Below are 26,903 nucleotides of genomic sequence, written 5' to 3'. Positions count from 1 at the left end.
CGTCTCTACCTGTTAGCAGGGCGCAGCAGTCCAATCGTAGTGATGTATCCTCAGGCACTAACCTGACTCGTTTGATGGCGGTATGGGCTCTAGGGCTTGGTGTTTTCTTCGGAGTTTTCGGCAGCGTGGTCTTTGAACAAGGGGAAAGTGAGACAGTCGAAAGCACCTTTACGTCTACGTACGCTTCCTACTCCGCGCAATAATCATTCCGGTTTCCGGCGTTGGGGTTGGACGTAGACTGGAGGCTGTGTATTGCCAGTTTTGTCACCATGATCAGACACGAGTCTTGGACTCACGGTTAATAGATAACGGTATGGGGATTCGTCGCCGGAGAGAATGCCTGAATTGCGGTAAACGTTTTTCTACGATTGAACGCTCGCAGCTGATGGTTGTTAAACGGGATGGAATCCCTGAGGAGTTCAACCGTGAAAAGGTTATCCAGGGTGTTCGACGTGCGTGCCAGGGGCGTGAAGTATCAGAGTCTCAGCTGAAGAAGCTTGCACAAAAAGTGGAGGAGAGCCTCCGCGAGAAAGGCACGCCTCGGGTGGACTCAAATGATATCGGTCTCGCCATCCTTGAACCATTGAAAGAATTGGATGAGGTGGGTTACCTCCGGTTCGCTTCCGTCTACAAGTCATTTTCTTCGGCGGATGACTTCATCCAGGAAATCTCCAGCATGCGCAAAGGAAAGAAACCACAGGCGCATGGCAAGGAAGCGGAGATGCCTTAGCGCAGCTTATCCACACGTTTTTTTATTCGGGTCAGGGAAACACTGTGGGCTGTTCCCAAACGCTGGGCAAAGAGGCTGACGCGTAGCTCTTCGATAAGCCACTGAATATCCCGAACTTCCGCAGAATGCGCTCGCCCCTTGGGCAGCCGCTCGAGTTTCGCAGCTAAATATTCACGAGCCTCAGTAACCTCATCTTCACGGTCCGCATCACGGCCGGGATCGCGGTTCATTTCCTCAAGGCGAATCTCCATCGCTTGTAGATAGCGTGGCAAATGACGCAGGTGCTGCCATCCGTGCTTGGCCACCGCTCCCTTGGGGAACATGAACTCCAGCTGGCGACGCATATCGTCAATAGCATCGCCTTCCCACTTATCCAGCTGATTAGTCACCGAGACATAGGCCGGCATGGCCTGAGCAATGCCGACAACCAACTGGCGTACCTCCGAGGCGACACCGGAGCGAACCTGTTCAAGTAGCTTGTTGAATTCTTCGGGGGATCGTACCGGGCCACCAGCAGCTATCATGCAATCGCGGATTACTGCGACGCGGCAGTCTTCGACGAGTCCATCTGCGCCGCCATGCGGCCACGCATCCACACCAACGCGTTGCTGAAGTGGAAGTCCCTTAGTCATTTGTGCAGCGTTGACGGGGCATTCGCGCAACAACATAGTCAGGTTGGTAGTTGCCAATGTGGCCTCGGCCTGGGCCTTAGTTGGTTTGACTTCGACGGCCACGCCATCCTTAGTGGTCACAAGCGTCGGATACATGGTGACCGATTGACCGTCGACAGTACTTTTGACTGTCTCTGCCACAGTGCCGAGATTGTCCGAAGTCCATTTTTTCACGGCTTCGTGGGCTGCAGACTTTGCACGCTTCGAAACGGCAGTCGAGACAGTTGCCGCGTGCTTAGCGCGCAAGGGGGCGAGATCACGGCTCTGATCGACAATATTGCCGTGTCGGTCGATAACCGCATAGTTAAAGCGCAGGTGCGCTGGCAGCTTGGACGGGTCAAAATCGGCTCCATTGATGCCGGAGCCTCCGAGCCGTCGTAAAGCATCGGCGAAAACATCAACGAAGCGCCCTGAATACGGCGTCATTGTCTCCAGCGCGCGGCGTGCGAAATCCGGCGCGGGGACAACTGACTTACGCAGAGCCTTCGGGAGAGTGCGAATATAGGCTTCTGCGAGCTCGGCGCGCAGACCGGGAACCTGCCAGTCGAAGCCATCTTCACGCAGACCCGCCAGGAGAGGAACCGGGACGCGAAGGGTTACGCCGTCATCAGGAGCTCCCGGTTCGAACTTATAGGACAGCGAGAAATCGACGGAGCCCTGCTGCCACATTTCGGGGAAGGCATTGTCATCGATATCGCCGGCATCCGGATTGAGCAGCTTGTTCGGATCGAAATCGAGGAGATTCGGCTGCTTGGGTTTGGTCTTTTTCCACCAGCGGTCAAAATTGGCTGCAGTGGTAATGGAAGCAGGCAACTTGGAGTCGTAGAACGCGTAAAGAACATCGTCGTCGACGACAATCCCGCGGGACCGCTGCTTTTCCTCGATCTTCGCAGCTTCGGCCAGCTTGTCTTGGTTGTTCTTGAAGAACTCATGATGAGTGTTCCACTCGCCGTCGACAAGTGCGCAGCGGATGAACATAGAGCGTGCGGCATCCGCATCAACACGGTGATAAGGCACCAGTCGGTCAACGACTACGGGCACGCCGTAGAGCGTCGACTTCTGGTAAGCCATAGCCGCACCGCGTTTAGCCGACCAGTGCGGTTCCGAGTACTGATGTTTCAGCAGGTGAGGAGCCACCTTTTCGACCCATTGAGGCTGAATGGTGCCAACGTTTCGAGCGAAAGTTCGAGAAGTCTCGACGATCTCCGCAGCCATCACCCAGCGGGGTGGCTTCTTCGCCAGCGCGGACGAGGGGTGAATGAGGAACTTCGTGTTTCGGGTGCCAGTAAATTCCTTGCCCTCGCCCTCGCGCGTACCAATCATCGATAACAGACCCGGTAACAGCGACTTTGCCACCTCGTCGGGATCGTCGACACCGCTGGTTAAGCTGCGGGCCGAAAGACTCCAGCCCAGCTCAGCCGTTGCCTGGTGGAGCTGACGCACCAAGTCCTGCCACTCGCGAACGCGCAGATAGTGGAGGTACTCGCGTTTGCACATCTTGCGGAACTGGTTACCGCTAAGCTCGCGGCGCTTTTCCTCCAGGTATTCCCAGAGCTTCAGCAGGGAGTTGAAGTCGCTGGTGGTGTCCTTAAAACGGGCATGTAGCTGATCTGCCTGAGCTTGGAACTCCAGCGGACGTTCGCGAACATCCTGCAAAGACAACGCGGCGACAATGACGGTCACAGCCCCAAGAGTGGTGTTTTCGTACCCTTCGACCAGCATGCGGGCAAGGCGCGGGTCGACAGGTATACGGGCAATCTGTCGGCCGATGTCCGTCAGCTCGGGGGCGTCGGCACTGGCGCCGGAGTCAGATTCACGGCCTCTCCCAGACGCCGACGTGGTGGTAATAGCCTGAAGCTCTGTGAGCAGGTTAATGCCATCGCGCACTGCCTTGTGCTCTGGTGGCTGGACAAAGGGGAAGGCCTCAATCGCGCCAAGCCGCAACGAAATCATTTGCAGTACAACCGAAGCGAGATTGGTGCGCAGAATCTCCGGATCCGTAAACTCGGGGCGAGAGAGAAATTCCTCCTCGCTGTAGAGACGAATCGCCACGCCATCAGCTACACGACCACAGCGTCCAGAGCGCTGATTCGCGGATGCCTGGCTGATGTCCTCGACTGGCAGGCGCTGCACCTTCGTGCGGGTGGAGTACCGGGAAATGCGTGCGGTACCAGTATCGACGACGTACTCAATACCCGGCACCGTCAGCGACGTCTCCGCGATATTGGTCGCCAGCACAATGCGGCGCCCGGAGTGCGGGGTGAAGATTCGGTGCTGCTCTGCATTAGATAGCCGACCGAACAGTGGAACGGCTTCTACACCCTTCCAGCGCCTGCCCTCGATGGCTTCGGCTGCTTCTCGGATCTCGCGCTCACCCGAAAAGAACACCAGGATATCGCCGTCGCCAAGCCGCATGAGCTCCTCGCACGCAGCGATAACACCATCGATCTGCTCGATGGCGACTTCCTTTTCTTGCCCATTTTTCGCAACAACAGTCCGCACCAGAGGGCGATAGCGGATTTCCACCGGGTAGGTGCGCCCTGACACCTCGATGATGGGCGCAGTGTGCTCGTCGTCAGGCGCGAAATGACGGGCGAACCGTTCCGGATCAATCGTCGCCGAAGTGATAATGATCTTCAGATCTGGGCGCTGCGGCAGAATATGCTTTAAATATCCCAGCAGGAAGTCGATGTTGAGGCTGCGTTCGTGCGCCTCATCGATGATGATGGTGTCGTACTCACGCAACAGTCGGTCGCGGCCAATTTCGGCCAGCAGGATACCGTCGGTCATCAGTTTAATGCAGGTATCCTTGCCCACGCGGTCATCAAAACGCACCGCATAACCGACGTGCTGTCCAATCTTCTCGCCCAGCTCATGGGCAATTCGCTCCGCCACCGAACGCGCCGCAATACGACGTGGCTGCGTATGGCCAATCTTGCCCCGCACCCCGCGTCCCAGTTCTAGGCATATCTTCGGGATTTGGGTAGTTTTACCAGAGCCAGTCTCACCAGCAATAATGACGACCTGATTGTTCTCAATCGCCTCTGCAATATCGTCGCGGCGGGCGGACACCGGCAACTGCGCCGGGTAGGTGATGCGAGGAATCGCATTACGACGATCTTCTAACCGCTCCAGCGCAAAGTCGAGGTCTGCAGAGATTGCAGACAGCGCCTTCGGCGCGGATGCTCGCTTTAGCCGACGTCGGAAGGACTGGGCCTCCCGAATAGGTAATTGATCAGCGAGCTGGTAGAGCTCCTTTTTACGCGTGTCCTTAGCAGGCTTGTCAGAGCGCTGCGGCCTGGCGGAATTGCGATGGCGGGAGTGGTGGTTTCCCGACTGGACACGTGGAGCTGGTTTATCAGAACGGCTAGGAGTAGTCATGGTTGCCTACTAGATTAGCCGTGTCTTGGTAGACAACCCACATCTGTGCTGATTGGAGACGCTCAAGATGGTCCGATGGCAGCAGGAAGCGTCCTACTTTGCGGCTGCTAGCTCTTCGGCAACTTCCTTGCAGTCCTCGCGCCCACAGTGCTGTGTCTCGGTATCCTCCCAGCAGTCATCGCAGATAAGCACCTGTCGACGGCAGGTGTCTTCGTTGATGCAGTTTTGGAAGGTGTTTGTGGGCTTGCCGCAGTGGACGCAGTGTCCGAGCTGTACGTAGTCCTCATCTTCGATGCCATCGCCAAACTCCATATGCATGCGCTTGTCGAAGACATAGAGAGAGCCTTCCCACAGCCCCTTATTGCCAAACTTTTCGCCGTAGCGGACAATACCGCCGTCGATTTGGTAGACCTCTTCGAACCCGCGGTTCTTCATAAGCGCGGAGAGGATCTCGCAGCGGATGCCGCCGGTGCAGTAGGAAATAATCGGCTTGTCCTTCATCCAGTCGTACTTGCCGGATTCCAGTTCGTCGATGAAGTCGTGCGTGGTCTTTACGTCCGGGACGACGGCGTTTTTAAACTTGCCAATCTCGGCTTCCATTGCGTTGCGGCCATCGAAGAAGATGACATCGTCGCCGCGTTCTTCGACCAGTTTATTGACCTCTTCTGGCTTCAAATGTGTGCCGCCGCCAATGACACCTTCGGTATCGACTTTAAGCTCGCCCGGAGCACCGAAAGCGACGATTTCGTCGCGAACCTTGACGGAGAGTTTCGGAAAGTCATCAGCGCCGCCTTCGCTCCACTTGAACTGCATGGAGTGAAAAGCGGGGTACTGCTTGGTTTTCTTGATGTACTTCTTACAGGCATCGAGATCACCTCCGACGGTGCCGTTGATGCCGTGCTCGGACACCAGAATGCGACCTTTAAGCCCTAACGATTCGCAAAGATCGCGCTGCCACAGCATAATGGCACGCGGATCGGACAGCGGGGCGAACTGGTAGTACAGAAGAATCTTGCTGATGCTCACGGGGACTATTCTAGTCTGCTCTCCCAGTTATCCTATTTTCGACGTGAGCTGGTGGTCTGGTTTAGTGCTTCTGATAGAGTGCCTTTTTCTGGTACTTGGGCTCGGAAGTAACTAGGACACTGAGGTTGCGGAAAATTGTTTCGTCCACGCTGCCGAGAATAGTGGTGGTGTGGACATCGCAGTTTCGAAGGTTCTTCAGCTCGGCGAGGGCTGCGCGGGCGTCGTCGCTGGTGGCCGCCGACACGGAAAGGGCGATAAGGACCTCGTCGGTATGCAAGCGGGGGTTGCGGCTGCCCAGGTGATGCGTCTTAAGCGTTTGAATTGGCTCGATAGCAGCAGGGGAGAGCAAGTGTAAGTCCGGGTCGATATTGGCGAGCTTCTTGAGAGCGTTGAGCAGCATTGCTGCTGAGCATCCGAGCAGCTCAGAGGTCTTGCCCGTGATGATTGTGCCATCGTGCAATTCGATTGCACTGCCCGGCGCCCCGGTAGATTTCTCAACTTCAAGTGCTGGTGCGACGACTCGGCGGGCAGCTGTCGACACGTTGGCCTTGCTCATAATCATGGCAATGCGCTGCGAAACTTCGTCGTCTGCGCTGTTCTTGTGTTCGTCGACAAGAGCCTTGTAGTAACGGCGAACGATTTCTTGGTTGGATGCCTCTCGGCACACTTCGTCATCGTCGATACAGTAACCGGCCATATTGACGCCCATGTCGGTCGGTGACTTGTACGGCGACTCGCCCGCGAGCTTCTCCAGCAGGGTGCGCAGCAGTGGGAAGACCTCGACATCGCGGTTATAGCTGGTGACCTTGGTGTCATAGGCGGCCAAATGAAAAGGGTCGATGAGATTGATGTCATCGAGATCAGCCGTTGCCGCCTCGTAGGCCAGATTTACCGGGTGTTCGAGCGCCAGGTTCCAGATAGGGAAGGTCTCAAACTTTGCGTAACCGGAACGAATCCCGTGTTTGTGGTCGTGGTAAATCTGCGATAGACAGGTCGCCAGCTTTCCGGAGCCCGGGCCCGGCGCTGTGACAACGACCAAGTCCCGCGTCGTTTGCGCCCATTCATTCAGTCCGAAGCCGGCTTCACTGACAATTTTCTCGGTGTTTGTTGGGTAGCCCTCGATATTGCGATGGCGGATTACGCTCAATCCGAGTCGCTGCAGGCGCTCAATGAAGTTCTTTGCCAGGGTGTTGTCGTCGGAAAGCTGTGTGACGACGACGCTGCCGACAACAAACCCGCGTTCACGAAAAACATCGACGAGACGCAGCACATCGTCTTCGTAAGTGATGTCGAGGTCAGCGCGGACCTTGTGGCGCTCCAAATCCTTGGCATTGATGCACACCATGATTTCCAGATCGTCCTTGAGGCGATCGAGCATAGCGATTTTATTGTCAGGTGTGAAGCCTGGGAGAACACGCGAGGCATGCATATCATCAAATAGCTTGCCGCCCATTTCGAGGTAGAGCTTGCCGCCTTCACCTGCGATGTCTGCGCGCCGCTTCTTAATATGAGCGGATTGCATTTCGATGTACTTCTCGCGGTTAAAACCGACAGCCTGACCCATGGTGCCCTTTCTGAAGTTGTGTCTGCGGGGAGCGCGCTAAATATTGCGAAATTCTACTGTGCCCATGGTAGTGATACCGCCTTGCGAATGTCGTATCGGTTACTGCTGTCGCGGGGGGATTTTGGAAACTTTGGTGAATTAGGCCACGCGTAGGGGATTGTCTGATTAAAGTCCAGCATATTGATATTCAAAAAGAAATATGAAGAGGATGTGACATGCTCGATCCCCAGATGGCATCATCGTCGAATTCGGCAGAACCAACCGCACGCGCCCCGTACCAAGTGGGCAGGCGAGGCTTCCTCGTCGGAGCAACTGCCGTGTCAGCTGCGAGTATGATGCCTGCCGTAAGTGGTGCACCTAAGGCAAACGCCGCTCCTGCAAACGGGGCTTCTGCCGCCGCGGGGAATTCGACCACCAATTTGAATGTCGGTCGAGGAATGGCCGATATGACAGGCGAGCCACTCGGCGCTGGCATGAACGGGTATGCGGTCATGGATCAGATCACCTCGGGTCTGCGTCTTCGCCAGATGGCGCGTGCATTCATCTTCGGCGATGACAACGACAACCGTGTCGTCCACGTCACCGCAGACATGGGGCTCATGTTCCAGTCCATCCAGATGGAAGTTCTGCGGCGTCTCCGAGCTCTTTTCGGAGACCTCTACCATGAGGGCAACGTGCTTATCTGCGCATCTCACACGCATGTTGCGCCGGGAGGTACGTCGGGCCATCTCATGGTTGACCTGACTACCCTCGGATTCCGTCCCGTCACTTTCGAAGCTGTAGTCGTCGGTGTGGTCAAGGCTATTGAACGTGCACACGCTGATTACCAGCCGTCGACTATCCACCTGACCAAGGGGATTGCCAAGGATGCGGGTGTCAACCGCTCCCTGCAGGCATTTAAGCGTAACCCTGAAGAAGAGCTGCGTCGCTTCCCCGACGGAGTCAACCCGGAAAGCCATACACTGCACGTGAGTCGCGGTGGCCGCGAAGTCGGATTCATTAACTGGTATGGAATTCATCCGACCACCTTCGGTCCCGAGCACACCATCATCGACGGCGACAACAAGGGCTACGCAGCATGGAAGGTCGAGGTCGACCGCGGGGTTACCCACCGTGAGCCGGCCGATGCCCCCTTTGTCGCCGCATTTACCATGTCGTGCCCGGGTGACATCAGCCCGAACATGGGGCTCGTGCCAAATTCGGGCCCAGGCAACGGAGACGAAGCAGAGTCCGCCCGCATTCTCGGTCAGCGTCAGATTGACGCTACCCAGGGACAGACCATTGCACTGCCAGGAGGCGGTATCTCCACTGTCCACAAGTGGGTCAACCTTGGCGATGTCGACATCGACGGCCAATTCACGCCCGACGGCCAGCCGCACCGCACTGGACCTGCAATCCTCGGTGCGGCCTTCGCAGCCAGTAGCCAGGAGGATGGCGGTGGAGAACCAGCCCTCGGGTTCAACGAAGGCGAGCGCGGCGGTACGCCGTGGGTGCACCAGCTCAATAACGTCGTACTCCCGAAAAACATCGGGGAGATTCAGGGCAACAAAGAGTGCCTGCTGCCAGTCGGCTACATCGATGGTCTTCTCCAGCAGACCCACATGTTCTCCATCACCCGCATCGGTGGCTTCACCTTGATCACCAATGGCCTTGAACCCACCACAATGTCGGGCTACCGCATGCGTCAGCACGTCGCTGAAGTCCTCGGTGTTCCAATCGATACTGTCATCTGCCAGGGCTACACCAACAGCTATGGCCACTACGTCGCTACCCCAGAGGAATACGATCAGCAGGACTACGAGGGCGGCGCAACGGCTTTCGGCAAGTACACGCTCAGTGCGATGATTTCCATTTATCACAATCTCGCTCACGCGCTTGCCGACGGCATTGCGGTCGAGCCAGGCCGTGCGGCAGGCGATCTCACTGGCATCATCCCGCCGTCGCCAGCAGGAGGAAAGGTTATCGATTCCGCTCCAATGGGCAAGAATTTTGGTGACGTGCTTGAATCCACGGCAAGCGTCACGGTAGGGCAGAAAGCCGTTGCCCAATTCGTCGCGGCAAATCCGAATAACGACTTGCGACTGGAAGACGGCTACCTACTTATCAAGAATGACCGCGGTGAGATTGTTTCCGACGACTGGGACCAGGCAACTGTCATTGAATTTGCCAAGGACGGTATTTATACCACCGCCAAGGTCTCTTGGGAGACCGGAGGAGTCGCGCCGGGCAAGTATGACATCATCGTGCGTGGTAGCGCGTTGGGTGTTGGTGATTCATTGAACGAATTCGAGGGAGTCGCTTCGGTGGAGCTCGTGTAAGAACGTCCAATTAAATACATTAATGCGCACAACGTGACTTATACTTTGGCCCATTAAAATCTCATCAAGGGCTTGTCTCACGTATAGTCCGTTGTGCGCATTATTTGTATGTATCCGTCAATTTGGCAGGAGCAGTCTGCTTCATGAATACCCCAAACAATCCATACAGCAACAACGATCCTTACGGTGACGGCAGCCGGGACAATGAGTCCAGTAACTATGACTCCCAGAGCCACGGTTTTCCCAACAATGGTTCGCAGGACTACAACCCTTACGGGGTCGATTCGGACGCACAACATGGCTCGCGTGGACCAGAGGATTCGCCACAGTGGAATCAGGCTCACGGTAGGGAACAGGCCTATGGCGATATTCCGTCCTACGGAACTGGCGAGCCAAGCGAGAACTATGGTGGCCAGCCCTATGGTGCGGGATCAAGCTACTGGCAGCAACCGGCAGGGGGGAATCCTGCAGCCGGTGCACTTGCTCCCGGAGTCAACCTGCCAGGTGGCAATGAGCCACCGGTGAAGCCTGTGGCACAAGGGCCGACGAAGGTCGACATTGGAAGTGCCTTTTCCGCAGCGTTTCGTAGTCTAAATAGCAATTTTGCTTCTTGGCTTGGCGTCATGCTGACGTTCTTCGCCGTACTAGTCGCCCTGATTGTTGGCGCAGCGGCAATTCTCTTTGCCTCTGGTGACTTCGATCCGGAATTTGAGCCGAACTATCCAGGCGATGTTCCGTTTGAGGATCTAGGGTCAATGTTCGCGACTGTCGGCGCGATGGCACTCCTATTTGCCGTGGGCATGTTCGCGATGCAGGCATTTATGCTGCGCGGTGCATTCGAAGCTGTCGATGGGAGAGTGCCGAACTACGGTACTTTCTTCCGTGTAAACAGGTGGGGATCTCTTATCGGTGTCTACATTGTCACGTTCCTGGTGGGACTGCTCGCCATGCTGCCGGGGATGGTGCTCTTCATCGCTGGAGTATCCCTGTCCGCCAATGGCAGTGAAGCTGCCGCGGCGATGATTCCACTGGGCTACTTGGTTTTGTTGTTGACGTCGATTTTCATCATGCCAATTACAGCGACTATGCCACTACTTGTTTTCGATGGTCGAGCAACTGCGCTTGAGGCGCCGGTTGTCGCTTGGCGCCTGGTAAAGCCCCAATATTGGACGATGCTTGTTGCATTCATACTGACGTCGATTGTTTCTTCCGCAGGTGCGATGCTCTTCTATATTGGCATCTTGTACACAATGCCGCTGGCTATGCTGGTTCAGGTGCACATCTACCGCCAGCTCATCGGTGGCCGTCGAGTTATTAATGAAGCGCAGGAGAATCCGGGCTATTACCCTCCGCAGCAGTAGCCGAAACGAATAAGAAAAAGCGCCCAAGGAACCGGTACAAATTGGTTCCTTGGGCGCTATTTGATCAGCAGGAAATCCTGCGGGGGAGCGTTCGACTATCAAAGCCGAACGTATCCTCCTAATATTTAGCGGGTAGCCTCAGCGAAGACAGCCTGTGCAATACCAGAGACGGTGCCTGCAATCTTCACAGCTTCCCAGACCTGCTCCTTGGTCAGACCAGCATCGCGGACGACCTTTGCGTGGGAGGTCACGCATGCTTCACAGCCGTTGATGGCAGAAACTGCCAGAGACCACAGCTCGAAGTCTTCCTTCTCGGCACCCGGATTGGAGATGATGTTCATGCGCAGACCGAACTTGACCTGTGCGTAGTCATCACCGAGCATGTGGCGAGTGCGGTAAGCGACGTTGTTCATGCCCATAACGGTAGCCGCACCAAGCGCAGACTCGAAAGCCTCGTCAGACAGGTGCTCCTTGGCTTCCTCAGCAATCTCGGAGAAGACGGTCTCGTTGCGGGTGGCAGCAGCAGATGCAAGCAGGGTACCCCACAGCTGCTGCTCGGAGAGTTCCGTAGAACGGGTGAGAGTGCCAAGGTTCAGCTTCATGTCCTTGGCGTACTCCGGTAGGCCGGAACGAAGGTTATCGATGCTCATATGAGTTACTTCAGCTCCTGCTTCAGAACATCCATCTTGTCGATGTTCTTGGTCGGGTCATTCTTCTGCCAGTTACATGCGCAGACCTCTTCAGACTGAAGAGCGTCGAGAACACGCAGAACCTCGTCAACGTTACGACCGACAGCGTCCGGGGTAACGGAGACGAACTGAATGATGCCGTCCGGGTCAATGATGAAGGTTGCGCGATCTGCAACACCGTCAGCGTTCTCGACGCCGAGTGCACGCATCAGGTCGTGGCGGATGTCGGAGAACATCGGGAACGGGATGTCCAGTAGTTCCTCGTGGGTTGCACGCCAGTTGAAGTGGGAGAACTCGTTGTCGCCAGAGCCACCGAGAATAACGGTGTCGCGGTCTTCGAATTCCTCGTTCAGCTTGCCGAATGCAGCAATCTCCGTCGGGCAGACAAAGGTGAAGTCCTTCGGGTAGAAGAAGACGACTTTCCACTTACCCTCGTAGGACTCATTGGTTACCTGCTCGAAGTAGTCATCCGGAGAAGAAGCGTTTGCATCACGCAGGTTGCCGCCCTTGAGAGCGGTTAGAGAAAACTCGGGGAACTTGTCGCCAACAGTCAAAATTGCCATGGAATCCTCCTGAATGTATTCCTTCTGGGGTCACACGCCATTATGCCTATGGATTCCCAAACCGTCAAGAGGAAAAAGTTAATAAGCTCGTGTAAGCTTATAGGTATGCGTAATAGAGATTATCGGCCCACTTTGCCTCAGTTACGTGCCTTTGTCGCGATTGCCGATACCGGTCACTTCGGTCAAGCCGCTGCCCGTCTCGGCATTTCACAGCCCAGCCTGTCACAAGCGCTTTCCACCCTTGAGCAGGGACTGGGGGTGCAGCTTGTAGAGCGTTCGACTCGCCGAGTGCTGGTGACGCCACTCGGTCGCGGTCTGATTCCTTATGCACGCCAAGCATCTGAAATTGTTGACGAGATTGTTGCTCGCGCATCTGGCCGTACAGATGATTTGTCCGGACCACTATCCATTGGTGTTATCCCTACGGTTGCTCCATACGTGCTGCCCAACTTCCTCCAGTTAGTTCGTGACGAGCTGCCAGATCTAAGGCCTAGGATCGTCGAGGAGCCGACCGAGCGCCTCATCGAATCACTTCGTTCCGGCACCATTGATGCAGCCATCATGGCACTGCCGTCCGATGTGCCTTCCTTTGAAGAAATTTACCTCTACGACGAAGAGTTCTACATCGTCGTGCCAGACGATCATCCGCTGGCAGGTAAGGAAGACGTAAAGCTTGAGGCAATCAGGGACTTGGACTTGCTCCTACTTGACGACGGTCATTGCCTGCGTGACCAGGTGTTGGATATCTGTCGCAAGGTCGATGCTGTTCACGGCGAGACCTCCGGCTTGGAAACACGGGCGGCTTCTCTATCGACCGTCGTGCAGTGTGTTGCCGGTGGGTTGGGGCAGTCGCTTGTGCCGGAATCGGCTGTCAAGATTGAGGCGGACCGTCCCGGTCTGGCTGTTGCGCGATTCGAGGGTCCGGCACGGCCGGGACGCACCATTGGGCTGGTTCACCGGGCATCATCGGTACGCGGCGGCGAGTTCAATCGAATTGCCGAACTGGTACGGCAGGCATACATAGACGCTATTGCCTAAAGCTCTCTTGGCGCATGTTGCAGTAGCGTACGAAGTAAGCCAAACCGGGCTGGCAGTTCCAGCCCGGTTTAGCGTTTATCCCTGAATAATTCGCAGTGATGCCAACCTGACTTCGCCGCATTCATCAGATGCAGCCAAGTCAACGTTCGCTTCAAAGCGCCAACCGTGGTCACCCTCAGGATCATCGAGTATCTGGATCACATGCCATAGGCCCTCACCAGCCTTGCGGTCAATCGAAATCATATCGCCGCCGCGAGCCTTAGCATCGATGCCTAGGTCATCGTATTCATCGAAGTAGTCATCCATCGCGGCAGGCCAATCTGGTGCGTCGTCGAGGTAGTTGTCCAGGTCGGCCAGCTCCTCCTCCTTTTCAAAGGCAAAGAGCTGCACGTGGCGGAACATGAGATTGCGCACCATACGGGTAAATGCACGCTCATTGCCGGTAAGAGGCCGCGACTCGTCGGTGCCAAAAGCCGCTTCCTTGAGAGTTTCTTCGTCCAATGGCTTGTCCGGATCGGCCATCTGCGCCCATTCATCTACCAGGGAGTTATCCACCTGCACAACGAGCTCGCCGAGCCATTCCACAATGTCCCGGAGCTCCTCGTTAGCAGCTTCCGGTGGGAGAGTGTGTCGCAAAGTGCGCCAGGCATCGGTGAGGTAGCGCAAGAAAATACCTTCGGAGCGGGCGATTCCGTACTCAGATACCACATCTGAAAAAGTCATGGCCTTTTCCACCATCTCGCGCACCACAGATTTGGGCGACAGCGAAAACTCACGCACCCACGGGTGACCTTGGGCATAGGTGTCGAATGCGCCCTCCAGCTTGTCGGCAAGCGGCATCGGCCATGTGATGTCTTCGACGATGTTCATACGTTCGGTGTAATCAACGCCTTCGGCCTTGAGCGCGGCAATTTCTTCACCGCGTGCCTTTTTCTGCTGCGCGATGAGCAGCGGGCGAGGGTCTTCCAGAATTGACTCAAACACACTGATGACATCGAGTGCGTAGTTCGGGCTGTCCTTATCCAGCAGTTCGAGCGCGGCGATGGCGAAAGGCGACAGTGGTTGGTTGAGCGCGAAGTCACGCTGCAGCTCCATTGTCAGCTCGGGGCGGCAGTCATCGCCCTCGCCATGCGTGACGACGATTCCCGCGTTGACCAAACCGCGGTAGAGCTCAATTGCGGTCAGAATAGCCTCGTTTTGCTGGTGGCGGGTGTCGTGATTGGTGCGCAGCAGATGACGCATGTGTTCGTAGGTATCGCCCCCACGTGCAATGACGTTGAGCAACATACCGTTGGTAACTGCAAAGCGACTGGTCAGCGGCTCTGGTGGCTGAGAAACGATTTTGTCGAAGGTCTTCTCCGACCATGTCACTTCGCCCTTGGGAACGGACTTCAGCCGCAACTTCTTCAGTTTGGCCTCATCCTGGCCGGCACGGCGACGCAGCTTGGCATTTTCGATTTCGTGTTCAGGTGCTTCGACAACTACGGTGCCCTCGGTGTCGTAGCCAGCACGGCCGGCGCGTCCAGCAATCTGGTGGAACTCGCGTGACTTGAGAATACGGCTACGGCGGCCATCGAATTTGGCCAAACCGGTAATTAGCACCGTACGAATAGGCACGTTGATGCCGACGCCGAGGGTATCCGTGCCACAGATAACCTTCAGCAGACCAGTCTGAGAGAGACGCTCAACCAAACGACGGTACTTCGGCAGCATTCCCGCATGGTGGACGCCAATGCCCTGGCGCACCAACTTGGAAAGAACTCGACCAAAGGCCGTGGTAAACCGGAAATCGCCAATCTCCTCGCGAATCCGCTCCTTTTCCTCCTTCGTCAGCAGCTTCAGACCGGTCAGTGCTTGAGCCTGTTCAGCTGCTTGGCGCTGGGAGAAAAAGACGATGTAGATTGGGGCTTTTCCGGATTTCAGCAACTCCGCCAGCGTGTCATGAACTGGCGTGTAGACATAGTGGAAATCCAACGGCACCGGGCGCGTCGTACCTGTAACGAGGTTGACGTCGAGGCCCGTGCGTTCCTTCAGATCCGTCTCAAACTTTTGAGTATCGCCGAGAGTGGCGGACATCAACAAGAATTGGCAACGGGAAAGCTCGAGCAGTGGCACCTGCCATGCCCAGCCGCGGTCGGGATCCGCATAGAAGTGGAATTCATCCATTACCACCTGGTCAATATCGGCGTCGGCCCCGTCGCGCAGGGCGATATTGGCGACAATTTCCGCAGTTGCGCAGATGATGGGGGCGCCGCCGTTGACGGTGGCATCGCCGGTCATCATACCGACATTTTCAGCGCCAAAGACCTCGCAGAGGGCAAAAAACTTCTCGCTGACCAAGGCCTTAATAGGCGCTGTGTAAAAGCTGCGCTGACCACGGGCAAGCGCGCAGAAATGGGCGGCTATAGCTACCATCGACTTGCCCGACCCCGTTGGAGTGGCAAGGATGACATGGTCGCCACCAGCCAAACCGATAGCGGCCTCTTCCTGCGCCGGGTAGAGCGTGATGCCCTGGTCCCTGGTCCAGGCAATGAATGAGTCCATAATCGCATCGTCGAAAAGGGACTCAGGAACCTCAGCTAGGTCGGGAAGCATTTCAGATAGTGACACGCTTCCCACCCTAGCGGTAACCCCGGATTAGAAGCGGAACCAGGGCTTCCAGCCACGCCGACGACGAGGCTTTTCCGGTTCACCGGATTCTTCGCTTTCTGCCTGCTCTTCCCGAGGCTGCTCTTCCCGGGGCTGTTCAGACTCAGGCTGTTCGGCAGTTTCGTCTGCAGAAAACTCCGCAGACTTATCATCCGCCGAGGTCGACTCGGGTTCTTCCGACTGTGCGTCAGCGTCCTCTGATGTAGTTGCCGAGGAATCCGCGTTGGCCGGGGTTTCCGCCTCGGTGTCAAGCGAGGAAGAGTCCTCTACTGGACGCAGCGGTTGGGAAGCGAGAAACTTCTCGAACTCAGCGCCAATCTCGTCGGCCGAAGGCATCTCGCCGTTAGGCCCAAGCAGGGGAGACGTCTCCAGCTCTTGACGACGTTGAACTTCCTGGTCGTACTGTTCCTCGAGAAGATTGACCAGCTGAGAGACCTCGCCGGAATCATTCGTCTGCGTATTGAGCAGCTCCGCCACCCGCGCGGATTCCTTCTCCAACGCCTCAAGCGGGAGCTTGAGCTTGGCTAGCTTTGCTACCTCCTGCAACAGCCGCAGTGATGCCAGCGGATACTCAGAGGCCGCGACATAGTGTGGTACCTGCGCGGTGAAACCAAAGGCATCACAACCGCGGCTTGCGAGCTCGTACTCAATGTTCAGGCTCGCAGCACCCGGAACCGTGACGCGGTTGCCCCAGGTATGCATATCACTGAGTTTCCGCTTATCTGTGCCATGGGCGATGATGCCCAGCGGTCGGGTGTGCGGAACCGTCATCGGCGCCGAGTACAGTGACACGGTCCGACCGACATCGTAGCGCTTAGCCAAATCTGCGACCGCAGTCGAGAAAGCCTCCCACCGCATGTCTGGCTCGGGGCCAGACAGCAGTAAGAACGGCTTGCCGACGTTGTCGCGAACCACATTGAGCGACAGGTTCAAATCGGATACATCCACGATCTGGTCGCGGTTCATCGTCACAGCGGGACGGCGGGAACGATAATCAATCAGCTCGTCGATAGAAAAGTTCACCAATGGACGGTGCTCGAGAGCATCCAAGAGGAAACTAGCTGATTCCGAGACTGCATTACCGGCATCCGCATAACCGCTAAGCGCAATGACCAGGGTCAGATGCCCCTCGCTTCCCGTTACGTCAGGAACCGGGAAAACTACCTCGTACATATTGCCCTGAGGCTTGTCGGTCGGATCACTCACGTACGACTACCTCCTGCATCACATTTTTCGTCATTTGAAGTAAGCAACCAGGATACCGCAGAAAATATTCCAGTTATCCACAAGTCGAAAGTAGTCCACAGATGCGCCGATTCTTCCGGTCGCGCACAAGCAAGGCTGTTGCGGATTCGATAACAATGAGAGCCACCAGATGGCGAGAGGATTGTCCGCTGTCGAGCTATCCCAATGGGGGAAAAGGGGTAAGGAATCAATGGGAAACAAAAAGAATTTCGGTGCAGGAAAGATGCCTGAAATTGAGCCGAGTGTCTTTCTGACGAACCTGCCAGGAATCGTTGGATTCTATCCGCGGGGGCAGGTAGTGATTGCGGCGTTGTACCGTCAGCAGGTCGAAGATTTCATCGACGGCAAGGTCGAGTTTGACCCGACAGCGCATGCTGGCCCGATGCTGATCAAGGATGTGGCCTCGATGGAGAGCAATCCTGACTTGGTGCGGGCAGCTGCGGACTTCTTGCTCGATGAAGGCTGCACTCACGCAGATGTGTTTATCATCGACGAATCCTGGGGGATTGAAAAGGACTCGACACCTATTACAGGCTGGCTGCGAGAAGGCGGTCTGCATGAGGTGCGTTTGGCGGGCGTTGCCACTATTGCTGCGGGGGAAGTTGTCACGGACGAGCAGGGAGAGATTGTCGGCATTGTCGGTGACAGTCTGATGACCGAGAATGCAAATCTAATCTCTCGGCAGGGAGAACAGATTTTCAAAAACTATGAGGAGTACCGCAGTTATTTTCGAGGTGGTCAATTCCGCGACAGTAAAGATAGGGCTCTGATTGAACGCCTCCGGGAACGAGCGATAGCCGTTGAGCAGCCGAGGAAGCTCAAAATTGGTTCGGACAATCCCGCGCTCATTGAGCACTTCGACATGCTAAAAACCGCCGTCGAAAACGTGGCCGATGGTGTGATGGAAGCACATGAGGCTGTGCGCGATGAAAACGCAGGATATGCCATTGCTGCAGCACTGACCAACGTTACCTTGCGCGATATGTCCATGATTTTCATCACTACGCAGTTGGCGCAAGCAATGGGAGAAATCTGGCGCGAGGCCGCAATTGTCCACCGCGGCAGCCTGCGTGCAAACGCTTTAGCGTGTTTTGCCATCGCAAAGTTCGCGGCTGGACTGGAGAACTATGCGCAAACAGCCCTCGATGAGGCAGCGGGGGAGCAACCGAATCATTCACTGACTCAGTTGCTGGAAATTGCGGTCGCCAATCAAATTGTGCCGAGGTGCGTCGGCACAATTCTTGGGGCAGCACAAGAGGTACTGCGCAGGGTATACAAGGTGAAAATGCCGCGAATTGAATAGCGACCCTGCAAGCTGTGCTGCCGTACCTAGCGGTGCGCCGAGTGGGCTCGGTCGCCGAGGGTCTTGGTGTACTCCCATGCATCGGCGACGATGGTTTCCAGCTCCGTGTGATTGGGCTTCCATCCGAGCTCGTCCATGGCACGCTGGGAAGAGGCAATAAGAGTTGCCGGATCACCGGCTCTGCGCGGTGCATCCTCAGCGGGAATCGGGTGACCGGTGACCTTACGGCAGGTCTCGATGACCTGGCGAACCGAAAAGCCGTCGCCAGAACCGAGGTTAAAGATACGGTGCGTACCCGGCGCGTTGGACTCCAGTGCCAATACGTGCGCATCCGCGAGGTCTTTGATGTGGATGTAGTCACGAACCGCGGTGCCGTCCGGAGTCGGCCAGTCATTGCCAAAGACCATAATCTTGTCGCGATGACCAAGCGCAACCTGGAGTACCAGTGGAATGAGGTGAGTTTCTACCTCACGGTTTTCGCCAAAACCGTCCCAGGCACCCGCCACATTGAAGTAACGCAAGCTGGTAGCGCCGATGTTGTATGCCTTGGCGTAAGACGCGATGGCGTAGTCCATGGCCAGCTTAGTGGCACCGTAAGGGTTAGTCGGTGCGGTTGGCATGTCTTCGGTAATTGGTGTCTTCTCTGGCTCACCGTAGGTTGCGGCTGTCGAAGAGAACACCAAGCTATTCGTACCGGTATCACGCATCGCGTCGAGTAGCTTCAGGGTTTGGCCCACATTGTTGTGCCAGTAGTCGGAAGGAACTTCGACGGACTCGCCAACAAGCGATTTCGCAGCGAAATGAACGACACCGTCGAAGCTGTCGGAGGACAGAACCTCGTAGGCCTTGTCCGCCACATCACCTTCGACTAGGGTTGCGCCCTCCGGTACCGCATCACGGTTGCCAACAGAGAAGTTGTCCAGAATGGTGACGTCGTGGCCAAGAGAAATCAATACTGCCGAGCAAACGCTACCGACGTAGCCGGCGCCACCAGTGACTAGGAGTTTCATTTGGTAATCACCATGATCGCGTGAGACAGAGTATCCGGAATGTCAAGAGAATGATCACCGCGGGCAAGAGTCACGCGGCCAGCGGCAACCTCGGCAAGTGCTTCAGTACCCGGCATAATTCCGGCCTTGTGGAGACGCTTCATGTAGCTCTGCTCGACCTGCAGGATTTCGTTAATCTGGACGATTTCAATCGTGTACTCACCGGGGTTTAGGTCGGAGAGCCGGCGAACGTTCTCTAACGGCTTTGGTGACTGAGTTCCACCGAGGTCTTCCAAACCGGGAATCGGGTTGCCGAATGGGGAGCGTGTGTAAGAGTCGAGCACGTCGAGAAGTTTGCGCTCAACCTCGTCACTCATTACGTGCTCCCAGCGGCAGGCTTCATCGTGAACCTTGTCCCATTCGAGGCCAATGACATCCGTAAGTAGGCGCTCAGCTAGGCGGTGCTTACGCATGACAGCTGTGGCCAGCCTGCGGCCCTCGTCGGAAAGCTGCAAGCTGCGATCTGGGGCAACTACAAGAAGGCCATCGCGCTCCATGCGCGCAACGGTTTGGCTAACGGTCGGCCCCGACTGCTCAAGGCGTTCGGCAATGCGAGCACGCAAAGGAATGATGCCCTCTTCTTCGAGTTCGAAAATCGTACGTAAGTACATTTCCGTGGTGTCAACCAAATCCCTCACGGTTTTCCTCCGATAACGCAGTCTTAAAAGTTTTCACTCAAGTATTAGGATAACCACATTTGCGTAAGAAAGATGTTAGGGCTCGCAAATCCAGTGGCTGTGGTGCTGATTAGGCAGCGAAAAGCTTGGTTCGGTGGGCGCTGCTGAGATGTAAGGGAGCGTACGCGATGTCGAAAGTTCGACTTGCAGTCGAAAACGCCGACCGCCAGTGTGGATGAAACTCCCGCACGGGGGTCGGCATTGCAGTCCAGCTCTATCTCAGGGCTGAAATTGGGAACCCTATCGATGTCACCGCCATGTGGCGTTAGCTTGCGTACTCACGCAGCTTGTCAGCACGGTCTCCCTCGCGCAGCTTGGACATAACTTCCCGCTCAATCTGGCGGACGCGCTCGCGAGACAGGCCGAAGTGGCGGCCAATCTGATCCAGCGTGCGGGGTAGGCCATCGTCGAGACCGTAGCGGAGCTTAATAACTTCCTGCTCTCGAATCTCGAGAGTGGACAGAACCTTGCGGACATCGTGGTGACGCAGGGAAGCGACAACTGCTTCCTCAGCATCAGTTGCCTCTGAGTCCTCGATGAAGTCTCCCAGGGGAGCTTCCTCGTCAGTGCCCACTGGCATGTCCAAGCTCACCGGATCGCGGGACTGACGCAGCAGCATCTCAATCTTGGCTTCTGGAATGCCGGATTCCTCTGCCAATTCCTCATTCGTAGCCTCACGGCCGAGCTGCTGGTAGAGCTCACGCTTGATACGAGAAATCTTGTTGACCTGCTCAACCAAATGGACAGGGAGGCGAATAGTACGCGACTGATCAGCCATACCGCGGGTAATAGCCTGGCGAATCCACCACGTTGCGTATGTGGAGAACTTGAAGCCCTTGGTGTAGTCGAACTTTTCCATGGCGCGGATGAGGCCCAAGTTGCCCTCCTGGATTAGATCCAGCAGCGGCATACCGCGGTTGGTGTAGCGCTTCGCCAGCGAGACCACAAGACGGAGATTGGCTTCGAGTAGGTGGGCGCGTGCGGCCTTACCTTCCTTCGCCAAAATCTTGACATCACGCTTCTTTGCACGGGTCATTTTTGCGCCGGTCTGCAGCAAATGCTCGGCGTATACACCGGCTTCAATGCGCTTAGAAAGTTCCACCTCTTCTTCAGCGCTGAGAAGAGCAGTCTTTCCGATGCCGTTCAAATACACACGAACCAAATCGGCGGACGGGTTGGAGTTATTGCCGGTGCGGCGCCCCTTGTCCCTTGTCTGACCTTCCAGTTCGTCATTTTGAATATCGGCACTCTTCATGAATCTGCCTCCTGGATTTTTAAGTGGACTCAATAACTACAACGCACGGAGTTACGAAAATGTTCCCGTGAAAGGTGATGAATGTCAATAGGGTAATTTTGCCATGCAAATATAATGTTAAGAAAAACTACCGTCACTAGCATTCCACAAGAACTGTAAAGGGGCCATCGTTGACTGATGTCACCTCCATCATTGCCCCAAATTGTCCTGTTTCGACCGTCAAGCCACGATTGCGCAAGTTCTCGACAATTGTTTCAATGACGGGTTCGGCCTCTGGGCCCGGAGCCGCGTCTACCCACGACGGCCGCCGTCCCTTCTTTGTCGCCCCCATCAACGTGAATTGGCTAACGACGAGCACCTGGGCGCCAGCATCGACAGCGCTGAGTTCGCCATCCAGGATGCGCAGCTCCGCGATCTTGCGGGCCATCGTTTCCCAAGCATCAGCAGAGTCCTCGCGGCCAACGCCTACGAGCGCCAAAATGGCACCAGTATCGCCTCCGTCAACGTGCCCAACAACGGAACCGTCGACAGTGACTGACGCGGATTTAACTCGGGTGAGAACGGCTTTCATTTACTGTTTATCCTCCAAGAGCTCGGTGGGGAGAATCAGACCATGGCGAACCAGGTCAACGACAATGGGAACTAGGGCGTCTTTGATGGCAGGTACGTCGGACTCATCGAAGGCTCCAAACATTGCCATGATGTCGATGACTGAGCCCAGAGCAGCTTCGGGATGCAGCGCACCCAGAATGGTTGCCACGGACTCATCGATTGAGTGTGTCCAGGCGGGGCCATCGGTGCGTGAGAGGCGCGTATCGAACTCAGTGAAGCCCTGGCCGCTTTCGACGTCGGCAAGCGAAACGCGTTCGATGGCGACACCGGGGCGCACGGTAAAGGAAGCTTCGAGGATGGTGTCGGCAGTTTGTGCACGAAGCCATTCGGCGCGGCCGAGATACTCCTCGGCTTCGGCGGCGAAGGGAGCGGCCAAAGGCTGCGGCATTTCCTCGCACACGGCGGAAGTCGGGCCGTTGATGCGTTGGACTGTGATGTAGCCGAACCCGATGCCTGTCACGCCGCTGTTGCGAAAGTGCTCCAGCCAGGCACGAGAGCGCTCGCACCCCTCTGGACTGCGGGGGTCGATGGACTCGTCTCGAAGCCAGGTGCCAATGTATTCCGCCGGCGTGGCGACATCTCGTTGTGTTATCCACACTTCGAGGCCTTCAGCAGGGAGCCAAGAGGCGATGCGCTGTTGCCAACTTTCGCCTTCGATATGGGCCCAAGCACCGAGCAGATGCGCCGTGCCGCCGTCGGTGAGATGGTCGGCCAGACCGCGGATCATAAGTTCGGTGGCACCGTCCAGATTCAATCCTGAGTCACGGTAAACATGTTCCACACTTGGCAGCCCTACGACGAACGGCGGGTTCGCCACAATGCGGTCAAACTTCTTGCCTGCAACCGGTTCAAACCACGAACCTTCGACGGCCTGCGCCTGGTCGAAGCCATTTGCGGCGAAAGTAGCGTGGGCAAAAAACAGCGCCCGGGGGTGAATGTCCGTCGCGACAATCGACTTTGCATCCGGCTGGGCAAGACTCTGGACGCCACAACCGGCACCGAGGTCGAGTACGGATTCCACCGCCGAGGTCGGCGAAATATCGAGGAGGGAGCGGGAAGCCCGCCCTACGCCCAAGACATGATCGGGTCCAGGAACGTGATCGCTCATAGAGGCATCGCGGTCGGAAAAGACAATACGGTCGACTCCCGCAATCTCGACCGGGCGCACATCGATACACACCTGTGCGTTGGTGGCGGTGCCGGCAAGTATGCCGCTGCCCAGTAACTTGGCTGTCAGCTCAGCCCCAAATAGCTGCTGTGCGTCGGCGAAATCGCCCAGGATGAAAAGACGCAACGCGGTCACAGTGTCCGCAGAAACGCCCTCAGTTTCGGTAAGTAGAACATCGACAACGCCGGGCTCACCGCGGTCCAGCGCGGCCAGTCCCTCGGCGCCTAGGACTCGACGCAGTGACTCACTGGAAAACTCAAGGCGCCTGAGCGCGGTGGCAAATTCCTCCGCACAGTCGACAAAATCACGAAGCTGCTGATCAGTCGGTGGGGTGAAGGTGGAGGGGGAAAAGGTCATCGTAGGCACTACCTTCGTCGTAAAGCGGGGCGGAGGGGCTAGTTAGGGGAGCTTGACGACGAATCGTCGTCTTCCGGCATATCGATGACATTTGCGTCATCGAAGGGATTTGAGGTGGTCTCGTTACCGGACTGCGTCGGTGCGTCGGTGTCTTCGGTACTGGCGGCAGAACCGAGCGCGCGCATCTCTGCTTCCTTGAGGGCGCGCTGGCGTTGCTGCTCCTCCCATTTGCGGTTTTGCTCGCGTACAACTCCAGGCTTGTAGACGCGCGGCTTACGCTTGTCAGCGGGTTCTCCAACGCCATTGGCGATGACAACCGCGATCCACGGCATGGGTACGGAGACGACCATGAGAATCGCTGCAATCCACGGCACATCCCACCACAGATAAAAAGCGCCGGAAAGAAGCAGCAGCGGAATGCGAGACCATTGCAGAGCCGCGTAGACGTGGCGGCGGTGGTCATAGTTGCGAATCCGAGAGCCGCGGGCGTCGGTAATCAACGCCGCGTCTTTCTTGCGTCGCCGGGAACTTCCGCGTTTCGGCAGCGCGGAGTCGCGACGGTCATTGATTCGCGCCATGGTTGTCTAGCATACGCCTGTGGCGTGGGGTCGTCTCAACTAGCTATGTCCGTTGCAGCCGCATGCTCGCGTAGTCGTAGCGATGTTGTGGATGGCTGTGGAAGGCAGCAGTCAGCAGCGGCCAGCACCTGGGTCACTGGGCATAATTTGACCGATGGGGCACAATTGGAATCTGTGAGCACTCCATTGAAGACGACAAAGACGATTGAACGCACCGATACCCGCGTCGATGAGTCGACGAGGGACGATACCCCGAAGTTCTTCCATTACGTCAAGAAGGACCAGATCGTGAACTCCGCGGTCAACGGCTCCTACGTCGTTGCTCTGTGCGGTGAAACCTTCCCTGTGAAGAAGTCAGCGAAGCCGGGTTCACCGGTATGCCCTGACTGCGAGCGGATTTACAAGTCCCTGCGTCGCAAGTGAGCGGGCTTCGTAAATGGCAGCAGGAGGCCCTCGACAAATACCTGGCGACTAACCCCAAGGACTTCCTTGCAGTGGCGACACCGGGCGCAGGTAAGACGACCTTCGCCTTGCGTATCGCCAGTGAGTTGCTGTCGCGCCGGATCGTCGAGCGCATCATCGTCGTGGTTCCCACTGAGCACCTGAAAGTGCAGTGGGCTGCTTCCGCTGCTCGTTCGGGGATTGCGTTGGATCCCAAATTCACCAACGCCAAGGGTGTGGTAAACCCCTCCTACCAGGGAATTGTTGTGACCTACGCCCAAGTCGCAGTGCATCCGTTTAAGCACCATGCCGTAGCCACCGCTCGGCCGACATTGGTGATTCTGGACGAGGTGCACCACGGCGGCGATGCCAAGAGCTGGGGCGACGGTATTTCCGAAGCTTACGGCGATGTCGAACGCCGCCTGTGCCTAACTGGTACGCCGTTCCGCTCCGATGACGCAGCGATTCCGTTTGTTCGCTACTCGCCGGACGGCGATGGTTACTCGCGTTCCGTCGCCGATTACACGTACGGCTATTCCAATGCGCTTGCCGACGGCGTCGTGCGCCCAGTGGTCTTTTTGGCTTATTCCGGTGAAGCTCGCTGGCGTGATAGCGCGGGTGATGAGTTCGCTGCGCGACTGGGCACCGTGATGAGCCCAGAGGAGACCACGCGTGCTTGGCGCACCGCGCTTGACCCAAAGGGCGAGTGGATGCCATCTGTGCTGCGGGCAGCGCACACCCGGCTCTCGCAGATGAGGCAGCATATCCCGGACGCGGGTGGCCTGGTTATCGCCTCCGATGCGGCAACTGCCCGTGCGTACAAACGCATTCTCGAGCAGATTGCCTCTACGCCGGTGGCGTTAGTGCTCTCGGATGAACCGGGCTCGTCGGAACGAATCAAGACTTTCTCCGAGTCCACCGATGAGTGGATGGTAGCCGTGCGCATGGTCTCCGAAGGCGTGGACGTGCCGAGGCTGGCGGTCGGTGTGTACGCGACAAGTTCCTCGACTCCGCTATTCTTCGCGCAGGCTATCGGACGATTCGTGCGAAGCCGCATGCCGGGGGAGACTGCTTCCGTCTTCTTGCCGTCGATTCCGGTGCTGCTCGACTTGGCCTCGCAGATGGAGGTGCAGCGCAACCACGTGCTCGGCAAGCCGGATCGGCCTTCGGAGGGCTGGGAAGATGACTTGGTCGCTGAGGCCAATCGCCGCAAGGATGAGCCCGATGAATTGCTGCCGGCCTACGAATCCATTGGCGCGGATGCTGAACTCGACTACCTGATCTACGACGGTTCCTCCTACGGCACCGCAACCGTTGCCGGTTCCGCTGAAGAAGCTGACTACCTTGGCTTGCCCGGGCTTCTCGACGCTGAGCAAATGCGACTCTTGCTGCGTCAGCGGCAGGATGAACAGCTTAAAGCCGCCAGTGCCCGAGAGAAGGAAGCCCGCGAGGAGGCGAGGGAATCGTCGTCAAGCGGAGGCGAAGGCGGCGCGGTCCACCGCATTGAGGGATCGGCGTACCCGAGGCCGCAGAAGGTGGCCAGTGAGGTGTTGCCGAAGTTGCGGAAGGAACTCAATACGCTGGTGTCGATGACGGCGGCGCGAACCGGTAAGCCACATGGTCAGGTGCATAACGAGGTTCGGCGCGCCTGTGGTGGCCCGCCGACTGCGCTGTGTACGGAGGAGCAGTTGCGCGATCGCATTAGCTACCTGCGTAATTGGTAGGGTTTCAAGCGAACTGAGCAATCTATGGTGGAGAGAAGAATGTCGGCAAGCAGTGATAAGTCGAGGCCGTCGGAATTGACCGGCGGTGGTTTGTCGGCTGTACCAGGCAATGACAGTCGGACTATTGGCGTGCTGGCACTGATCTTTGGTGTCGGCGGACTCTTGATGTCCTGGATAATCGTTGGTGGCATCCTCGGTGTCTTTGGCATTGTTCTGGGCATCATCGCGATGGCGAAGGCGTTGAGCGCGAAGAAGCGCGTGCAGGCTGCTGGGGAAGACGCGGTCATCAGCGGTTCGTTCGGATTGGGCGTTGTCGGCATTGTGACGGGTATTGCAGCCGCCGTGGTGTCGCTGATGCTGTACTGGTCGACATCAGACGCGATGTCGAAGTGCGAGAAATTCGAGCGTACCTCTGGAGAGTATGCCGAGTGCATCTCCAATCAGATGGGGACTGACCAGCCAAAGAAGCAATCGGAGTGAGTTCGGACGCGAAGTCAATGGCGG

General features: G+C 56.8%; 21 protein-coding genes. 8 read left to right on the top strand and 13 right to left on the bottom strand.

What is annotated here, in order from left to right:
- Positions 1-247 precede the first annotated feature (247 nt).
- Positions 248-730 (top strand): transcriptional regulator NrdR, encoded by a 483-nt coding sequence (nrdR, locus tag HMPREF2614_RS05060; protein WP_038628780.1) that lies wholly within the window; start codon positions 248-250, stop codon positions 728-730.
- Here the strand turns inward: nrdR and hrpA are convergent.
- From hrpA to HMPREF2614_RS05045, 3 genes are all read right to left on the bottom strand, one after another.
- A complete protein-coding gene (gene hrpA / locus HMPREF2614_RS05055) occupies positions 727-4,782 on the bottom strand; it encodes an ATP-dependent RNA helicase HrpA (RefSeq protein WP_038628782.1) in 4,056 nt (1,351 codons plus the stop codon). The two genes, nrdR and hrpA, sit on opposite strands and share 4 nt — an antisense overlap.
- Positions 4,783-4,875: 93 nt before the next feature.
- Positions 4,876-5,808 carry an oxygen-dependent tRNA uridine(34) hydroxylase TrhO gene (locus HMPREF2614_RS05050; RefSeq protein WP_038628784.1) on the bottom strand — a complete coding sequence of 311 codons (933 nt, stop codon included), beginning with the start codon at positions 5,806-5,808 and terminating at the stop codon, positions 4,876-4,878.
- 61 nt (positions 5,809-5,869) lie between these two features.
- Complete coding sequence (locus tag HMPREF2614_RS05045) at positions 5,870-7,372, bottom strand: DUF1846 domain-containing protein (RefSeq protein WP_070560360.1); 1,503 nt, start codon at positions 7,370-7,372, stop codon at positions 5,870-5,872.
- Between the two features lie 215 nt (positions 7,373-7,587).
- Between HMPREF2614_RS05045 and HMPREF2614_RS05040 the strand changes: the two genes are divergently transcribed.
- Positions 7,588-9,690, top strand: coding sequence for a neutral/alkaline non-lysosomal ceramidase N-terminal domain-containing protein (locus HMPREF2614_RS05040; protein WP_038628790.1), 2,103 nt, complete (start codon positions 7,588-7,590; stop codon positions 9,688-9,690).
- A gap of 143 nt (positions 9,691-9,833) precedes the next feature.
- Entirely contained in the window at positions 9,834-11,051 is a 1,218-nt protein-coding gene (locus tag HMPREF2614_RS05035; RefSeq protein WP_070560359.1) for an MFS transporter, read from the top strand.
- A gap of 125 nt (positions 11,052-11,176) precedes the next feature.
- Here HMPREF2614_RS05035 and HMPREF2614_RS05030 read toward each other — a convergent pair whose 3' ends face one another.
- Both HMPREF2614_RS05030 and HMPREF2614_RS05025 read right to left on the bottom strand, forming a co-directional pair.
- A complete protein-coding gene (locus HMPREF2614_RS05030) occupies positions 11,177-11,701 on the bottom strand; it encodes an alkylhydroperoxidase, AhpD family (protein WP_038628796.1) in 525 nt (174 codons plus the stop codon).
- Between the two features lie 5 nt (positions 11,702-11,706).
- The gene (locus HMPREF2614_RS05025) at positions 11,707-12,303 is read right to left on the bottom strand and encodes a peroxiredoxin (RefSeq protein ID WP_016422637.1); all 597 of its coding nucleotides are present in this window, start codon (positions 12,301-12,303) and stop codon (positions 11,707-11,709) included.
- A gap of 105 nt (positions 12,304-12,408) precedes the next feature.
- Here HMPREF2614_RS05025 and HMPREF2614_RS05020 point away from each other — a divergent pair, with 105 nt between their 5' ends.
- Positions 12,409-13,341: a hydrogen peroxide-inducible genes activator gene (locus tag HMPREF2614_RS05020; protein ID WP_038628799.1), complete on the top strand. Its 933-nt coding sequence runs from the start codon at positions 12,409-12,411 to the stop codon at positions 13,339-13,341.
- A 75-nt stretch (positions 13,342-13,416) separates the two neighbouring features.
- On the opposite strand, the gene HMPREF2614_RS05015 is transcribed toward HMPREF2614_RS05020, so the two are convergent.
- Positions 13,417-15,936, bottom strand: coding sequence for a DEAD/DEAH box helicase (locus HMPREF2614_RS05015; RefSeq protein WP_141745471.1), 2,520 nt, complete (start codon positions 15,934-15,936; stop codon positions 13,417-13,419).
- A gap of 42 nt (positions 15,937-15,978) precedes the next feature.
- Positions 15,979-17,196 carry a PAC2 family protein gene (locus tag HMPREF2614_RS05010; protein WP_038628806.1) on the bottom strand — a complete coding sequence of 406 codons (1,218 nt, stop codon included), beginning with the start codon at positions 17,194-17,196 and terminating at the stop codon, positions 15,979-15,981.
- 229 nt (positions 17,197-17,425) lie between these two features.
- On the opposite strand from HMPREF2614_RS05010, the gene HMPREF2614_RS05005 reads away from it, so the two are divergent.
- Positions 17,426-18,538, top strand: a complete 1,113-nt coding sequence (locus tag HMPREF2614_RS05005) for a DUF4192 domain-containing protein (RefSeq protein ID WP_224792282.1) — start codon at positions 17,426-17,428, stop codon at positions 18,536-18,538.
- A 26-nt stretch (positions 18,539-18,564) separates the two neighbouring features.
- Here the strand turns inward: HMPREF2614_RS05005 and galE are convergent, their stop codons facing one another.
- The 6 genes from galE to HMPREF2614_RS04975 all read right to left on the bottom strand — a co-directional run bounded on the left by galE (position 18,565) and on the right by HMPREF2614_RS04975 (position 24,234).
- Complete coding sequence (galE, locus tag HMPREF2614_RS05000; protein ID WP_038628810.1) at positions 18,565-19,548, bottom strand: UDP-glucose 4-epimerase GalE; 984 nt, start codon at positions 19,546-19,548, stop codon at positions 18,565-18,567.
- The gene (locus HMPREF2614_RS04995; RefSeq protein WP_038628813.1) at positions 19,545-20,225 is read right to left on the bottom strand and encodes an iron-dependent transcriptional repressor DtxR; all 681 of its coding nucleotides are present in this window, start codon (positions 20,223-20,225) and stop codon (positions 19,545-19,547) included. The genes galE and HMPREF2614_RS04995 overlap by 4 nt, the downstream gene beginning before the upstream one ends.
- Positions 20,226-20,529: 304 nt before the next feature.
- Positions 20,530-21,519, bottom strand: coding sequence for a sigma-70 family RNA polymerase sigma factor (locus tag HMPREF2614_RS04990; RefSeq protein WP_049181537.1), 990 nt, complete (start codon positions 21,517-21,519; stop codon positions 20,530-20,532).
- A 136-nt stretch (positions 21,520-21,655) separates the two neighbouring features.
- Complete coding sequence (gene dtd / locus HMPREF2614_RS04985; RefSeq protein ID WP_070560354.1) at positions 21,656-22,090, bottom strand: D-aminoacyl-tRNA deacylase; 435 nt, start codon at positions 22,088-22,090, stop codon at positions 21,656-21,658.
- Positions 22,091-23,656, bottom strand: a complete 1,566-nt coding sequence (locus tag HMPREF2614_RS04980) for a DUF7782 domain-containing protein (RefSeq protein ID WP_070560352.1) — start codon at positions 23,654-23,656, stop codon at positions 22,091-22,093.
- A 38-nt stretch (positions 23,657-23,694) separates the two neighbouring features.
- Positions 23,695-24,234 (bottom strand): DUF3099 domain-containing protein, encoded by a 540-nt coding sequence (locus HMPREF2614_RS04975; protein WP_016422647.1) that lies wholly within the window; start codon positions 24,232-24,234, stop codon positions 23,695-23,697.
- A gap of 174 nt (positions 24,235-24,408) precedes the next feature.
- Here HMPREF2614_RS04975 and HMPREF2614_RS04970 point away from each other — a divergent pair, with 174 nt between their 5' ends.
- The 3 genes from HMPREF2614_RS04970 to HMPREF2614_RS04960 are packed head-to-tail and all read left to right on the top strand — an operon-like array spanning position 24,409 to position 26,879.
- Positions 24,409-24,657 carry a DUF3039 domain-containing protein gene (locus tag HMPREF2614_RS04970; protein ID WP_005509477.1) on the top strand — a complete coding sequence of 83 codons (249 nt, stop codon included), beginning with the start codon at positions 24,409-24,411 and terminating at the stop codon, positions 24,655-24,657.
- On the top strand, positions 24,654-26,399 hold the full coding sequence (locus tag HMPREF2614_RS04965; RefSeq protein WP_070560350.1) for a DEAD/DEAH box helicase: 1,746 nt from the start codon (positions 24,654-24,656) through the stop codon (positions 26,397-26,399). Before HMPREF2614_RS04970 ends, HMPREF2614_RS04965 begins: the two co-directional genes overlap by 4 nt.
- A gap of 39 nt (positions 26,400-26,438) precedes the next feature.
- Complete coding sequence (locus tag HMPREF2614_RS04960) at positions 26,439-26,879, top strand: hypothetical protein (protein ID WP_049181533.1); 441 nt, start codon at positions 26,439-26,441, stop codon at positions 26,877-26,879.
- Positions 26,880-26,903 lie beyond the last annotated feature (24 nt).

Origin of the sequence: Corynebacterium sp. HMSC074C11, assembly GCF_001809455.1 — a bacterium.
GTDB lineage: Bacteria > Actinomycetota > Actinomycetes > Mycobacteriales > Mycobacteriaceae > Corynebacterium > Corynebacterium amycolatum.
Note: the sequence above shows the minus strand (reverse complement) of the source record. Positions and strands in the feature narration are given on the sequence as shown.

What these genes read in the sequence shown, in the direction of transcription:
- hrpA (WP_038628782.1), bottom strand. Translation starts at nt 4,782, where the DNA reads ATGACTACTCCTAGCCGTTCTGATAAACCAGCTCCACGTGTCCAGTCG.
- galE (WP_038628810.1), bottom strand. Translation starts at nt 19,548, where the DNA reads ATGAAACTCCTAGTCACTGGTGGCGCCGGCTACGTCGGTAGCGTTTGC.
- HMPREF2614_RS05040 (WP_038628790.1), top strand. Translation starts at nt 7,588, where the DNA reads ATGCTCGATCCCCAGATGGCATCATCGTCGAATTCGGCAGAACCAACC.
- HMPREF2614_RS04990 (WP_049181537.1), bottom strand. Translation starts at nt 21,519, where the DNA reads ATGAAGAGTGCCGATATTCAAAATGACGAACTGGAAGGTCAGACAAGG.
- HMPREF2614_RS05025 (WP_016422637.1), bottom strand. Translation starts at nt 12,303, where the DNA reads ATGGCAATTTTGACTGTTGGCGACAAGTTCCCCGAGTTTTCTCTAACC.
- HMPREF2614_RS05035 (WP_070560359.1), top strand. Translation starts at nt 9,834, where the DNA reads ATGAATACCCCAAACAATCCATACAGCAACAACGATCCTTACGGTGAC.
- HMPREF2614_RS04975 (WP_016422647.1), bottom strand. Translation starts at nt 24,234, where the DNA reads ATGGCGCGAATCAATGACCGTCGCGACTCCGCGCTGCCGAAACGCGGA.
- HMPREF2614_RS04960 (WP_049181533.1), top strand. Translation starts at nt 26,439, where the DNA reads ATGTCGGCAAGCAGTGATAAGTCGAGGCCGTCGGAATTGACCGGCGGT.
- HMPREF2614_RS05015 (WP_141745471.1), bottom strand. Translation starts at nt 15,936, where the DNA reads ATGCTTCCCGACCTAGCTGAGGTTCCTGAGTCCCTTTTCGACGATGCG.
- dtd (WP_070560354.1), bottom strand. Translation starts at nt 22,090, where the DNA reads ATGAAAGCCGTTCTCACCCGAGTTAAATCCGCGTCAGTCACTGTCGAC.
- HMPREF2614_RS05045 (WP_070560360.1), bottom strand. Translation starts at nt 7,372, where the DNA reads ATGGGTCAGGCTGTCGGTTTTAACCGCGAGAAGTACATCGAAATGCAA.
- HMPREF2614_RS05020 (WP_038628799.1), top strand. Translation starts at nt 12,409, where the DNA reads ATGCGTAATAGAGATTATCGGCCCACTTTGCCTCAGTTACGTGCCTTT.
- HMPREF2614_RS05005 (WP_224792282.1), top strand. Translation starts at nt 17,426, where the DNA reads ATGGGAAACAAAAAGAATTTCGGTGCAGGAAAGATGCCTGAAATTGAG.
- HMPREF2614_RS05030 (WP_038628796.1), bottom strand. Translation starts at nt 11,701, where the DNA reads ATGAGCATCGATAACCTTCGTTCCGGCCTACCGGAGTACGCCAAGGAC.
- HMPREF2614_RS04980 (WP_070560352.1), bottom strand. Translation starts at nt 23,656, where the DNA reads ATGACCTTTTCCCCCTCCACCTTCACCCCACCGACTGATCAGCAGCTT.